8 protein-coding genes and 1 pseudogene are annotated in these 13,811 nt (G+C 72.4%); 2 read left to right on the forward strand and 7 right to left on the reverse strand.

The features are described from left to right. Positions 1-174: 174 nt before the first annotated feature. The 6 genes from AC1VL8_RS14375 to AC1VL8_RS14400 all read right to left on the reverse strand — a co-directional run bounded on the left by AC1VL8_RS14375 (position 175) and on the right by AC1VL8_RS14400 (position 10,673). Entirely contained in the window at positions 175-477 is a 303-nt protein-coding gene (locus tag AC1VL8_RS14375; RefSeq protein ID WP_483075641.1) for a hypothetical protein, read from the reverse strand. 282 nt (positions 478-759) lie between these two features. Continuing rightward, positions 760-1,047, reverse strand: a complete 288-nt coding sequence (locus tag AC1VL8_RS14380) for a hypothetical protein (RefSeq protein ID WP_483075642.1) — start codon at positions 1,045-1,047, stop codon at positions 760-762. A gap of 940 nt (positions 1,048-1,987) precedes the next feature. Next, a complete protein-coding gene (locus AC1VL8_RS14385) occupies positions 1,988-2,419 on the reverse strand; it encodes a hypothetical protein (protein WP_483075643.1) in 432 nt (143 codons plus the stop codon). Continuing rightward, positions 2,412-9,272, reverse strand: a complete 6,861-nt coding sequence (locus AC1VL8_RS14390; protein ID WP_483075644.1) for an RHS repeat-associated core domain-containing protein — start codon at positions 9,270-9,272, stop codon at positions 2,412-2,414. The genes AC1VL8_RS14385 and AC1VL8_RS14390 overlap by 8 nt, the downstream gene beginning before the upstream one ends. A 47-nt stretch (positions 9,273-9,319) precedes the next feature. Next, positions 9,320-10,093, reverse strand: a complete 774-nt coding sequence (locus AC1VL8_RS14395) for a hypothetical protein (RefSeq protein ID WP_483075645.1) — start codon at positions 10,091-10,093, stop codon at positions 9,320-9,322. Between the two features lie 229 nt (positions 10,094-10,322). Continuing rightward, the gene (locus AC1VL8_RS14400; protein WP_483075646.1) at positions 10,323-10,673 is read right to left on the reverse strand and encodes a VOC family protein; all 351 of its coding nucleotides are present in this window, start codon (positions 10,671-10,673) and stop codon (positions 10,323-10,325) included. A gap of 93 nt (positions 10,674-10,766) precedes the next feature. Between AC1VL8_RS14400 and AC1VL8_RS14405 the strand changes: the two genes are divergently transcribed. Both AC1VL8_RS14405 and AC1VL8_RS14410 read left to right on the forward strand, forming a co-directional pair. Continuing rightward, positions 10,767-11,786 (forward strand): malate dehydrogenase, encoded by a 1,020-nt coding sequence (locus AC1VL8_RS14405; RefSeq protein ID WP_483075647.1) that lies wholly within the window; start codon positions 10,767-10,769, stop codon positions 11,784-11,786. A 506-nt stretch (positions 11,787-12,292) separates the two neighbouring features. Next, positions 12,293-13,075, forward strand: a pseudogene (locus AC1VL8_RS14410) (diacylglycerol/lipid kinase family protein); the annotation flags it as partial. A gap of 211 nt (positions 13,076-13,286) precedes the next feature. Here the strand turns inward: AC1VL8_RS14410 and AC1VL8_RS14415 are convergent. Further along, complete coding sequence (locus AC1VL8_RS14415; protein WP_483075648.1) at positions 13,287-13,805, reverse strand: metallophosphoesterase family protein; 519 nt, start codon at positions 13,803-13,805, stop codon at positions 13,287-13,289. Positions 13,806-13,811 lie beyond the last annotated feature (6 nt).

Here is a 13,811-nt window from a genome sequence, read left to right on the forward strand (position 1 = left end):
AGGGCGACGGCGGTGCCGATGACGGCGCCAGCGATCTCGCGTTGTGACCGGAACCCCGTTCATCGCCACCTGAGCTTTCTGGGTTCCAGTCTTTCGTGAGTTCGATCTTCGGAAGAGTCCTGGTCATGACGATCGCGGCAATCAACGGGCGTTTCTGACCACGTATTTGGGGCGTTAGATCCACTCTTCAACCTCATCGGCCGTGGGATACTTCTTGACCAGCTCTTTCTCGACGACGGCGAACTCGACACAGTCGATCACGCCCGTCCGTGATTCGCTCCATAAAAGTAGACTGCCCGGCGGTTCGATGCCAGATCGTGTGATGAGTTCCCGACGTAACGGGATCTGCGTACCACTTGGCATCGGCAAGCAGTCTCCGTCGAGTATCAAGTCTGCATACCAGAACGTGCCCGTGACGCCGACGACTGCGTCGACCTGACTCTGGAGCGCTTCGAACCAGGGGTCGCTTCGACTCACGTCAACAAATACGCGCAAAATGGAGACGACATCCTCGAATGGTGGTGGTCCACTACTTCGGGAACCTGACACAGCTACCTCGATTCACCGCTCACCTGAAGCGCGCTGTGTGTTGCTCGGGCACAAACATCGTCGATACTCTAAAGACCCCGTTCACGACGACACTGTGCCAGGCGTCGTGGACTGCGCAGTCACTTCGGCCCGCCATCGCCTTCGATTTCCTGGCAGCGCGCGCCATCATTCCGCTGCTCTGCGGGGCAAGGCCGGTGCAGCACTGACCCACTATTCAGCGCGGCGTGTTTGCACCCGTCGAATCCCATGTCCGATATCGACCTCGTCTCGTAATGAGATGTCGCTCGGCCATGAGATGACGAGTGCAGCCGGGGCTGTCTTTATGCCACCCCACCAACCAGCATCCCCATATCCGTGCGGCCCACGGAAGGCCACCTCGGGATCGAACGCCCAGTAGTAGTCCCCATCCACGCGGGCCTCTCCACCGGTCATAAGAGCAAGGGAGTTCATGAACTCGACGAGCGCCCGCATGTTGAAGTTCAGACCGATGTCCGTCACGGCGCGCAGCCCCGCTGTGGTGCTGTACCCGACGCCTCCGGTGGGCCATCATCTGGTCATCCATTGGACTCGTCGCTGGCTTCCTCGTGTAGGCGCACAATAAGCCTGCCGCGATATTCAATCTGCATGTCACCCAGCTCGGAGATTATGTGTGCGGAGGTCTTTGTAATCGTGTGCACGACAGGGTGATCCCAATCCAATTGTCCCGAGGCGTCCCGCACAGGTTCTTGCCCTGTGTTCGACCACGTCAAGCGACGCAGCTGGTCAAACGCTAGCGTCCCCTTTCGGAACGACTCGGCCTCTCCCGATCGAGGTTTGCGATAGTCCCGGTGCCCCGGTAGTAGGACGAAGTCGAACTCAAGTTCGAGCAAGCGGGGTCCAACGGAGACGCCCAGGACCCAACTCTCGGCCAGGTCGATATTATCCAGGTCCATCAATGACATCTCACACCGCCATGGGATAGTGATTTCCGCCGCCTCGGCGGGTTGTTGGTTGGCCCATAATATCGATTCTCCTAAGGCCTGGACTGCGGATCTCTACGTGAGGGCGGGGGCTTCCTGGTGCACGCGTGCTGTGTTCTCCGCACGAGATGCTCCGACGATCCCTCGGAGGCTGCGATGCTAGCAGCGGCGATCCAGCAGATCCTGGCGCTCGCGGCGATGCAAACGGCGACTCCGACTGTGACGACTCCCGTGACGATGGCGCCCTTGTGGTCGGAGATCCATCCGCCGACGGCGTTCCAGTCCGGCCATTCTCAAGCGAGACGCCGTCTAGTCCATATGGGTCATATAGCCTCCTCTCAATCGCTGGCCATCCGCGGTGGAGAATTAGATAGTGATTGTCTGCGGGACGCCTCGCTACGACCATCCCGGCGAAGCTCAGTGAATCCCCGCCCTCCGCGCACTTGTGTTGGTGAGCCCTGCCACGATGCCGAGACCGTTTAGGAATCGTCCCACTCATGGAGCTCGCGCGGAGACGGGTAGTGGTCGATCAGTTCCATATCATAGGCCGCCATTTCGACGCAATCGATCAGGCCTTCGTCTAGCCATACGAGAAGCGTTCCGGCGAGTTTTCCGTCGCCGCCGACGAACTCGACACCCCTGAGCGGATCAGGAACAGACTCAGGCAAGCGCGGCGGAGTCCCAGACACAACGATCTGGCAATACCAGTAGGTTCCGCGAACAGCCGACACGCTCTCGACCTGCTGGCGGAATACACCCGCCCACGGTGCGCCGCGATGACGGCGTGCAAAAGCGTGGAGCACAGAAACGACTTCGCGCAACTCTGGTGTGCGATTGCCGTGAATGCTGGAGTCTGGAGCCACACCTCCCCCGCTCTCGATCCACCTGCCCATCGACCATTCATCACCCATTGAGCGCGAGCCACCATTTCGGTATGTACATTGTTCCGAATCGAAACCCACCGGCAGTAACCAGTCCGTCCACTATTACCGGGACTCCATTGACCACGACCTGGACTTTCTGGGTCCCGGATCTCGTGAGGTCAACCTTCGAAATTGCCCGAGCCATGACACTGGCTGCGATCCCATCCGGAGTTCCCCCCATGCGAGATCCATATTGAACGAACCCATGCTTAAGCGGAGCATACCAATGAGCCACCTTGTTCGGTCGTGTCGCCTCTTGGATCAATCGATCGAGTTGCTGCCCGGCGGACGCGGACGGACGCGAAATGGCTTGATTGGATTGCGCCTTGTGGGGGCCGCTGCTGCGCGTCGTGCCGCCAGCGCGCGCGGGCGTTACTCGCATGGCTGCAGCGCTCGGCGCCCGAGCCGCACGATGTGCAGCCGTGACGCGGCTGGCTACGGCGCCCAGACTGGCAGTGATCCCGTACCCAAGCCCACCGGAGATGGCGCCAGCGGCCATGTCGTTCGCGTAGCCGGTCCAGGTGTACTGACCGTTGGCCTCGCCGGTGACCGCGTAGCCCGCCGCTGCACCGACGGCGCCTGCGATGACGCCGGTGACCGCTGCTGCGGCGACCGCGGACCCGCCGAATCCGGCGGCGATGCCGGCGGCGGCGATCCCGCAGATCCCGGCGCTGGCGGCGATGCAGGCGGCGACTCCGACGGTGACGACGCCCGCGACGATGGCGCCCTTGTGGTCGGAGATCCACCCGCCGATCGAGTTCCAGTCGGGCCAGTACCCCAGGACGTCGACGACGGTGAGGGGGTCGCTCAGGACGTAGGCGTAGGCGTGCAGGGTGCCGGGTTCGGTGAGCAGTCCTGCCCAGGGGTCGGGGGTGGTGAAGGTGGCGGTGGTGGGGTCGTAGGTGCGGGCGTAGAACGCGACCAGCCCGAGGGTGAGGTCGGTGGTCTGGGAGGTGTACCCGTGGTCCGCGTCCCAGCCGGCGGTGGTGGTCTGGGTGTTGCCCCAGGGGTCGTGCCAGGCGATCTGGGTGAGGGTGTCGCCGGTGGCCTGGGCAATCACGGACCCGAGGGCGTCGGTGAGCTCCCACACCGGGCCCGCGGTGACACCGCCCGGCAGCACGGCGCCGCCGCCGCTGCCGTTCGGCTCGGTGCTGGGGTCGGTGGGTGGGTCGTGGGCGCCGGTGCCGCCGGTGGCGGGGGTGCTGGCGGGGCGGGTGGTGGTCTGGGCGGCGAGGTGGTCGGCGGCGTCGCGGGTGTAGGTGGTCGTGCCGAAGGTGTCGTCGGTGGTGGCGACCTGGGTCAGGTGGTCCCAGGTGGCGGTGGCGGTGTGCTGGACGAACTCGGTCGTGGTGGTGGTCGCCGCGAGCCGCCCGAGGCCGTCGTGGGTGGTGGTGATCGTGCGGTCGGGGTCGGTGGTCGTCGCCGGGCGGCCGTCGGGGCCGTAGGTCCAGGTCCGGATGGTGGTGTCCGGGGACAGGGGCGCGCCGGGGCGGGTCGTGGTGGCGCGGGTGCGGTTCCCGGCGTTGTCGTACCGGTAGTCGGTGAGCGTGGCCGTCGGGTTGGGGGCAAGTGCGCCCAGCACGGCCGCGGGGGTGCCGGGTGCCGGGGTGGTCGCCGCGCCGGCGGTGGTGTCAGGGGTCTGGCTGGTGTCGGTGGTCCGCAGGACGCGGTTGGCGGCGTCGTGGGTCGCGGTCTGGGTGTGGGTGGTCCCGTCGGGGTCGGTGCGCGTGGCGGTGAGCCGGTTGCCGGACGCGTCGTAGGTGAACGCGAGCTGCGTCACCGGCGCCGCCGGCTCGGGTACTGCGGGCGGCGCGGGCGGTGCGGGCTCAGGGCTGCCCGGGGACTCAGGGCTGCCCGGGGACGAAGTGCCGTCGCCGGGTCCGCCGGACGGGCTGGGGAGGTCGGCGGTCTCGCCGCCCGTGGTCGGCGCAGTCGGAATGGCCGGGACGGATTCAGTGCCGGTGGTGAGCCGGCCCAGCGGGTCGTAGGCGTAGGTGCCGGTCAGGGCGCGTCCGCCGGTGTCGATGCGGGTGCGGGACGCGACGTGCCCGGTCGGGGTGTAGGTCTGGTCGATCGCGATGTCCCAGACCCCGGACCCGGTGGTCCCCGCGCCGGGCAGGGTCCGGCCGGCGAGGTAGTCCTCGCCCGGCAGGCAGACGTCGCAGGTCGTGGCGACCTCCCCCGGGGCCGGGACCGGCACGGTGGCGACCTCGGTGACCTGGTGCCGCACCGTGGTGGTGCGCCCGGCGGGGTCGTAGCCGAACACGGACAGCGGCCCCGGGGTGCCGTCGGTGTTCGTGCGGGTGATCTGCGCGACCCGATCCGTGGGGTCGTAGGTGTAGGCCAGGGTCCCGGCGGGGGTGGTCTGCTCGGTCAGGCGACCGGCGCTGTCGTGGGTCCAGGTCTGGGTGGTCCCGTCGGGGGTGGTCTGCGCGGCACGCCGCCCGGCCGGGGTGTAGGTGGTGGTCAAGGTGCCGGTCGTGGTGCGTTGCGCGGTCTGGCGCCCGGCGGCGTCGTAGGTCCAGCCGGTCACACCGGTGGGGTCGGTCATCGCGATCGGGTTGCCGGTCGCGTCGTACTCGAACCGGACCTCCACCGCCGTGTCCCGGCTGCGGCCCTGGGTGGAGGTGACCTGGGCGACCCTGCCTGCGGGGTCGTACCGGTAGGCGGTCCTGCGCCCGTCGGGGTCGGTCTCGCGCAGGAGGCGGCCCGCGTCGTCGTACCGGTACGTGGTCCGGTTGCCCAGCGGGTCGGTCTCGGACCTCGGACGCCCACCAGCGGTGTACTGGTAGCGGGTGACCGCCCCGGTCGGGCCAACCACCTGCGCCAGGTCCCCGACCGGGGTGTACGCATAGGTGGTCGTGACGTCCCGGTCAGGCGCAGCAGCACGGGAGCCGGTGGCGGTGTCGGTGGTGTTGGTGGCGTTCTGGACCACCTGGGTGAGCTGCCCCGCGGGGTCGTACCCGTAGCGGGTGACCACCCCCGCGGGGTCGGTGCGGGTGGTCTGGCGTCCCGCCGGGTCGTACCCGAAGGCGGTGACCGCGCCGGTCGGGTCGGTGACCTGGACGATCCGGCCCGCGGGGTCGTGGGCGTAGGTCGTGCTCGCCCCGGTCGGGTCGGTGTCGGTGAGCACCCGCCCGGCCGGGTCGTAGGTGTACTGCCGCTGCGCGCCGCCGGTGGTTCCGGTGGTGGTGACGTGCCCGGCGGGGTCCAGGGTCCACTGCTCGCGGACCCCGTCGGCGTCCACGACCGCCACCAGGCGACCGTCGGCGTCGTACTCGAACGTGCTGCGCGCACCGGTGGGGTCGGTCTGCGCGACCACGCGACCCGCGGCGTCGTACTCGCTCGACGTGGTCCGCCCGGCCTGGTCGGTGGTCGCGACCACCCGCCCCGTGGGGTCGTAGGTGACGGTCTGGGTCCCGTCGGGGCCGGTGCGCGCGACCGGGCGCCCCGCGGCGTCGTAGCGGAGCGTGGTGGCCGCGCCGGTGGAGTCGCGGACCTCGACCAGCTGCCCACCGGGGGCGTAGGCGTACCCGGTGGACACCCCGTCCGGGTCGGTCTGCGCGACCATCCGGCCCGCCGGGTCGTACTCCCAGGTCGACACACCACCGGCAGGGTCGGTCTGCTCGATCACCCGCCCGGCTGTGTCCAGGACCCGAGCCCACACCCCGCCGGTCGGGTCGGTGACGGACGTGACCCGGTGCGCGGCGTCCAGGGCGTACGCGGTGACCGCCCCGGTCGGGTCTGTCACCGACACGAGCTCGTCCTCGGGGTTGTACGCGTACCGGGTGGTCGCGCCGGTCGGGTCGGTGGTCTCGACCAGGCGGCGCCCGGTGTCCCACACCTGCCGGGTGACCGCCCCGGTCGAGTCCGTGACCGAGGCGAGGTTGTCGTTCGCGTCATACCCGTACGTCGTCACGGCCCCGTTCGGGTCGGTCTCGGTGACCAGGCGGCCCGCGGCGTCGTACCCGTAGGAGGTGCTTGCGCCCGACGGTGACGTGCTGCTCAGGAGCCGGTTGCCCGCGTCGTAGGTGAACGAGGTCGTCCGCCCCGACGGGTCCGTCGCTGACGTCTGGTTCCCGCGGGCGTCGAACGCGGCCGTCCAGCGGCCCCCGGCGGCGTCGGTGAACGCCACGGGGTTCCCCGCGTCGTCGTAGGACGTGACCTCGACCGCACCGCCTGGATGCGTCACCTCGGTCGGACGGCCCCCGGCGTCACGCGCGATCGTCGTGGTCAACGCTGGGTGGTCGTCGGTCCCGGGCTCCGTGACCCCGGTGACCCGACCCCACGCGTCTAGGACCAGGGTCGTGCGGCCGCCGCCGGGCGCGTCCACGCCCGTGGTCCTGCCCCAGGCGTCGAGGTCGTACGTCGTGCGCGCCCCGTCCGGGTCGATGACGGCGGTCGGGGTGTTGAGCTCCCCGTACTCCAGGGTGGTGGTCTGCCCGAGCGGGTCGGTGGACGACGTGACCCGCCCACGCCCGTCGACCTCGTAGGACCACACGGACCCGGCGGCGTCGGTGTAGTCCACCCCACCGGCCCGGTAGGCGAACGTCCGCACCCCGCCGACGCCGTCGCCCTGGGACACCACCCGCCCGGCGCCGTCGAACACGTTGCTCAGGTACACCTCCCCCGCGGCGTCCCGGGCCGTGGTCAGGCGGTGGGTGTCGTCGTAGTCGAAGCCCCGCACCCGCCCGTCGGGACCGGTGATCGTGCGCAGGTCCAGCGCGGCGTCGTACCCGAGCTGCCAGGTCCGCCCGTCCGGGGCGCCCAGCGCGGTCACGACCCCGCGGGCGTCGGACGTCACGGTGACCCGCTGCTGCCCGGGCAGCACCACGGCGGTCAGGGGCCGGAACATCGCCTCGTCGGTCAGGGCTGCGTACTCGAACCGCGTGATCGCACCGGTGGGGTCGCGCTTCTCGATGACGTCGCCGACGCCCTCGGGGTGGGAGGCGTCGAACCGCCACGTGGTGCCGTCGTCGACGGTCAGGACCAGGTGCCCGCCACCGCCCTCAGCCAACCGGGCGCCGGTGTTGGCGTCCGCGACGTACCCGCCGGCCCCGTCCGGGGCGAACACGTACGACGCCCCGTCGCCGCGCACGACCATCTCCGACCCGTCCGCGAACCGCTGCACCCGCGCGGTCAGGTCACTGCTCCAGGACGTCCCGAACCGGGACACCCGCCCGTCCGCGGAGTTGTAGACCAACGCCACCTGCGTGTCCGACCCGCCCGGTCCGGTGACGTGGAACAGGTCCTCGAGCTCGACCAGGTTCCCGGTGGTGAAGTTCACCGGGTCGCCCCCGTAGGCGGCGTAGTTCGCGAACCCCAGCTGCATCCACGCCGCGACCTGCGCCGCGGACGGCGGGGCCGGCCACCCTCCACCACGGTTCGGGTCGGAGCAGTCGAACCCCTGGTTCTCCAGCTGCAAACCCAACGACGTGAACACCCCGTCCACCACGAACGAGAACCCGTGGTCGATCACCGGCCGGTCGAAGTTGTGGTCCAGGAACAACGTCTCCAGGTGGATCACCGCACCCGGCAACCCCGCGTACTGCGGGTACGTCAGGTTCGCCCGCGCCTTCGGGTTCGCGGGCCGGCCCGTGTAGACCGGCAGGACCCCCAGGACCGTCGCGCGGGCCTGCTCGTCCAGGGGCCCGCCGCGGGAGTAGACCTCCGAGCCGCCGTTACCGATGTTCCCCCACGCCGTGCCCTGGTTGCCGTTGAACCCGAACGTGACCGTCAACGCCGGGTCGTGCGCGAACGCCATCCCCGCCCGCACGTCCCGGCCCAGCTCCGGGGTCGGGGTCGTGCGGGTCACGACCACGTCCGCGTTGCACACCTGCGTGAGTCGCGCCGCGACCTGGTTCGCCAGGGCGACGTTGTACCCGACCTCCGTGACCCGCGGCCCCGGGGAGTTCGCGAACGCCCGGTCGTTGTCCGGATCCAGCACCACCCGCGGCCGCGGGTCCCCGACGTCCTTGCCCCCGATCACCACGAACTGCGACAGATGGTCCAGCTCCCCGACCACCACCGACCGCTCCACATCCAGGAACGACGGCACCACCACCCACGCGCCGGCGTCGGACTCCCGCGTCACCAACCGCACCGACCCGGCACGGACGCCCTCCAGCGCACCCGGGTCGACCTGCACCTCGACCCGCACACCCGGAACCGAGTCACCGTCGTCGCCGGCCATCGACTCACCCAGCACCACGTCGAAGCCCGCCGCCTCGGGGTGCGGGGCCCGACCCACCGGCAGACCGCCGATCAACGTCGACCCGTCCGCCGCCTCGGTCACCGGCAACGACCCAGCCGTCCGGCGCGCCCCAGCACCCCCGGCAGGCTCGGGCGCGTCGGGCGCGTCGTGCGGGAACGACGTCACCTGCTGCCCGTCCGGGTCGACCGCCGACACGTCGAACCCCGGCGCCAGCACCACCATCTGCTCGGACCCGGCCGTCGCCGTCACCGCGTCGTCCAGCGCGGTGACGCTCACCTCGACCGGCCCGGCCAGGTCGTGCCCCGAGAACACCACCGACACCGACTCGCCCGACACCACCCCGCCCGCCTCGGGCGTCACCGACCCCGACCCCCACACCGGCGCGGTCACCTCGCCCGCGGCCCCGGGAGCGGCCTGCGGCTGCGGGTCCGGTGCCACCGGATCCGGCCCCGGGTCCACTGCGGCGGCGGCGTTCGCCCGCGCCCACGCCAGCACCTCGCCGGCCGCCCGCGCCCGCGCCACGGCCGGCGACGGCGTCGCCGGGACGAGCATCACCCCGACCAGCGCCGCGACGCACGCACCCCCGACCACCCCGCGACCGACCCACGCCGCCAACGCGACCGTCACACCCCGCACCCGGCCCGCGGCGCCCACACCGCCCACGCCGCCGCCGCTCACGCCGACACCCCCGAGCCCGACGCGACCCGACCCCGCCGCAGGTCCCGCCACCCCCGCAGCACCAACCCCGACCCGCCCAGCACGCACGCCGCAGCCAGCAGCCACCACACCGCCGCCGCCCCCGTCGTCGCCAGGGCGCCACCTGCCACCCGCAGGCACGCCACCAACGCCGCCGCGTCCGCGACCCCGTCACCGTCGAGGTCCTCCGACCCGGTCGCGTCCACCGCGTTCCCGGCGATCAGCGCCTCGACCCAGTTCTCCACCCCGTCACCGTCGACGTCCCCCCGCAGCACCCCGCCCGGGCACCCGCCCGCCCCGCACAGCAGCACCCCCACCGCGTCCGGGATCCCGTCACCGCCGACGTCCACGCCCGTGTTCGCGCACCCCGCGTCCCCGCAGACCAGCACCTCCACCGCGTCCGGCAACCCGTCACCATCGACGTCCGCCCACGGCACCGCACACGTCCCCGACCCGCACAACGCCTCCTCGACCCGGTCCGCGACCCCGTCACCGTCGACGTCCGCCCACCCGCGCCGGTCCACCAGCCCCGACCCCGCGAACGACACCTCGCCGGCACCAGCGGGCGAGACCGACGACCCCCGCTCCAGACCCGGCAGCAGCCCCGCGACCTCCCGCGCACCACCCCCTGCCCGCTCCTCGACCTCGCCCGGCGCCGCCACGGCGACACCCACCCCGAGCACCACCAGCACCAGCCCGGCCACCGCCACCGCACCCGACGCGGGCGAGGTCGGGCGCGCGGACGAGGACACGCGGACAGCAGGCATCGGACCCCCGGAGGACAGGCCGGCGCACCCGCCCAGCAGACGTCACCCGTCCGCCGAACGGGTGAACCCGACAAGCGAAGCCCCAGGCTGGCGCCCTGCCCCGTCCCCGATCAGGACCAACGTCCCCTACTCAGCCGCCTCGCCCTCTCCGAGCCTCGGCACACCCGATCGCCCCGACGGCCGACTGAGTGGTCCCCGCGCGCCACCGGCACCGTCAGCCCGACGGCCGCACCAGGCACCACTCGTTCCCCTCGGGGTCCAGCAGCACCTGGAACGCCCCGCCGCCCGAGATCTGCACGGTCCCGACCCGGCGCGCGCCGAGCACCTCGGCCTGCTCCGTCGCCCGCGCGATGTCGTCGACCCGCACGTCGAGGTGCAGGCGGTTCTTCCCGGCCTTCGGCTCGGGGACCTTCTGGAACGACAGCTGCGTCCACCCGGGCGGCACCACGTACCACCAGGCGTCGTCCCGGCCCACGGGCTCGCCGCCCAGCACCTGCGCCCAGAACCCGGCCAGCGCGGCCGGGTCGGCGCAGTCCACCACCACCTCGTCGATGCTCCCGATCATGCGCGCACGCTAGACCCGCGGGTGGGCCTGGCGGGCACGGGCGCGGCGGTCGGGTTCAATGGGCAGGACCAAGGTCCCCCGCAGGAGGTCTCGATGACGCCGCCCCCCGTGACTCTCGCGCGGTCCGGCGCCGCCGGCCAGATCGGGTACGCCCTGCTGTTCCGGGTGGCGAGCGGGGAGATGTTCGGCCCGGACACGCCGGTGCGGGTGCGGATGCTGGAGCACCCGGACGCGCTGGCGTCGGGTGCCGGGGTGGCGCTCGAGCTGCAGGACGTCGCGTCCCCGCTGCTGCTGGACGTCGAGGTGACCGCCGACCCGCGGGTGGCGTTCGACGGTGCGGACGTGGCTGTCCTCGTCGGCGCGCGGCCTCGGACGGCCGGCATGGAGCGGGCCGACCTGCTGAGCGCCAACGCCGGGATCTTCGGACCGCAGGGGGCGGCGCTCAACGACGTCGCGGGTGCCGGGATCCAGGTGCTGGTGGTCGGCAACCCCGCGAACACGAACGCGATGATCGCCGCCGCGCACGCGCCCGACGTGCCGCGCGAGCGGTTCACGGCGCTGACCCGGCTCGACCACAACCGGGCGGTGGCGCAGGTGGCGCTCCGTGCGGGGGTCAGCCCGCGGGACGTCACGCGGGTGGCGGTCTGGGGCAACCACTCCCCCTCGCAGTACCCGGACCTGCGGCACGCCCGGGTGGCGGGGCGGCCCGCGCTGGAGGTCGTCGACCGCGCGTGGGCCGAGGGCGAGTTCATCGACACCGTCGCCCAGCGTGGCCGCGCGATCATCGCCGCGCGCGGCGCGTCGTCGGTCGCGTCGACCGCCACGGCCGTGATCCAGCACAGCCACCTGCGCCGCCACGGCGTCCCGGACGGCGACTGGACCTCGGCGGGGCTGGTGTCGGACGGCTCCTACGGGGTGCCCGAGGGCCTGGTCTGCTCGTTCCCGGTGACGTCCGTCGACGGGGTGTGGCAGGTGGTGCCGGGCCTCGAGCTCGACGCGTTCTCGCGAGCGCGGGTCGACGCGTCGGTGGCGGAGCTCGTCGCGGAGCGGGACGCCGCCCGCGCGCTCGGCCACCTGGACCCGACCGCGCGGGCGGCTGCCCGCCGCGCCTGAGGACGGCTCAGCCCAGCAGGGTCAGGTGGGCGCAGACCGCGACTGCGCGCACCACCCCCGCCCCGACGGCGGTCGTGCCGGCCAGGACGATCGCGACGGTGTACGGGACGACGAGCGTCGCGGACCCGGGTGATGACGGCCTCGATCCCGGCGGGCGCCACTGTGGCCACGCCGAGGCGGGACGCCTCCGGGTGCTCCGCGCTCGCGACGTCCGGCCCCGCCGGTCTGGTCGGCGCTGCCGCAGGCGCGCTGCTCCTCGTGCTCGGCGGGGTCGCGCTCACCCGCGTGCGTCGAGCGCCCCGACCCTGACCGCCCAGCGCGCCGCTCCACCCCCGCCCGCGTACAGTCACGCCACGCGCCCCGCCCCTCCCCCGCCGGAAGCAGCCGAGGTCGAGGGTTCCGGCCGAGATCGACCGTTGAAACCCACGACCTCGGCCGACGCCCTCGACCTCGCGAGCAGCACCGCGGGGAGAGGGGAGGCGGGGGCCCTGCTTCGAGGAGAGCCGATGAGCACCACCCGACCCGTGTCGACCGAGCAGGCCCTGCCCGAACCCGACGGCCCCGACGGGCCCCTGCGGTCGGTCGTGGTGGTCAACCCCGCACGCGTCGCCGACCTCCCCGAGCGCCGCGCCGCGGTCGACGCCGCCCTGGCCGCCGCCGGCTGGCCGGCGCCCGAGTGGATCGAGACCACCCCCGAGGACCCCGGCGCCGGGCAGACCCGCCGGGCCGTCGCGGACGGGGCCCAGGTCGTGTTCGCGTGCGGGGGCGACGGCACCGTCCGGTCCTGCGTCGAGGGCATCGCCGGGACGGACGCGGCACTCGCGGTCCTGCCCGCCGGCACGGGCAACCTGCTCGCGACGAACCTCGGCGTCCCCGAGGACCCGGCCGCGGCGGTGCGGATCGCGACGGAGCGCGGGCGGCGGCGGATCGACGTCGGCGAGGTCGACGGGCAGGCGTTCGCGGTCATGGCGGGCATGGGGTTCGACGCGGCGCTGCTCGACGACGCGTCGACCACGCTGAAGGCGCGCCTCGGACCGGTCGCCTACGTCTTCTCGGCGCTGCGGCACGTCCTCGACCGGCGGATGGAGGTCGAGATCCGCCTCGACGACCGCCCGCCGCTGACCCGGCGGGCCCGGTCCGTGCTCGTCGGCAACGTGGGCCGGCTGCAGGGCGGCGTCCACCTGCTCGTCGACGCCGAGCCCGACAACGGGCAGATGGACGTCGCCGTGCTCGCCCCCCGCTCGCTCGGCCACTGGGTCCAGACGTCGTGGGGCGTCCTGCGCGGGCGCGGGCGGGTCCCGCACCTCGAGGTGCTCCGGGCCGCGCGGATCACGGTCGTGAGCACCCAGGAGCAGCGGCGGCAAGCTCGACGGCGACGTCATCGACCCCGGCCGCGAGCTGACCGTCACGGTCCGGGCCGGCGCGCTCGAGCTGTGCGTCCCGCGTCCGGAGCGCAGCCCCGACCTCACCGAGGGCGCGGACCGCCTGACCTGACCACCGTCAGGAGTTCCGGCGGACCGGGACGACGGCGACGTCGCGCAGGACGTCGCCGTCGACGACGGCCGTCATCAGCGTGCACGCGGGCTGGCGTCGGCGGTCGGTCGGGGAGCCGGGGTTCAGGAGCCGGATGCCGCCGGGGGTGACGGAGTCCCACGGGATGTGGCTGTGCCCGAACACCAGGACGTCCGGCCGCCGGTCGCCGGCGGACGTCGCGTCCACCCGGCGCTCCCGGCCGGTGGCGGCGCCGGTCTCGTGCACCACCGCGAGCCGCAGGCCCTCGACCTGCGCGGTGGCGACCTCGGGCAGCCGTGCCCGCAGGTCGGGGCCGTCGTTGTTGCCGTGCACCCCCACCAACCGGGCGGAGCGCGCCTCCAGGGCGTCGAGCGTCGCGAGGTCCACCCAGTCGCCGGCGTGCACGACGACGTCCGCGGCGTCGACCGCGCGCCACACGTCGTCGGGCAGGCGGCGGGCCCGTGCGGGGACGTGCGTGTCCGACAGGAGGAGCAACCGGGTGACCACGGCCCC

Source organism: Cellulomonas sp. KU4C, assembly GCF_056868065.1.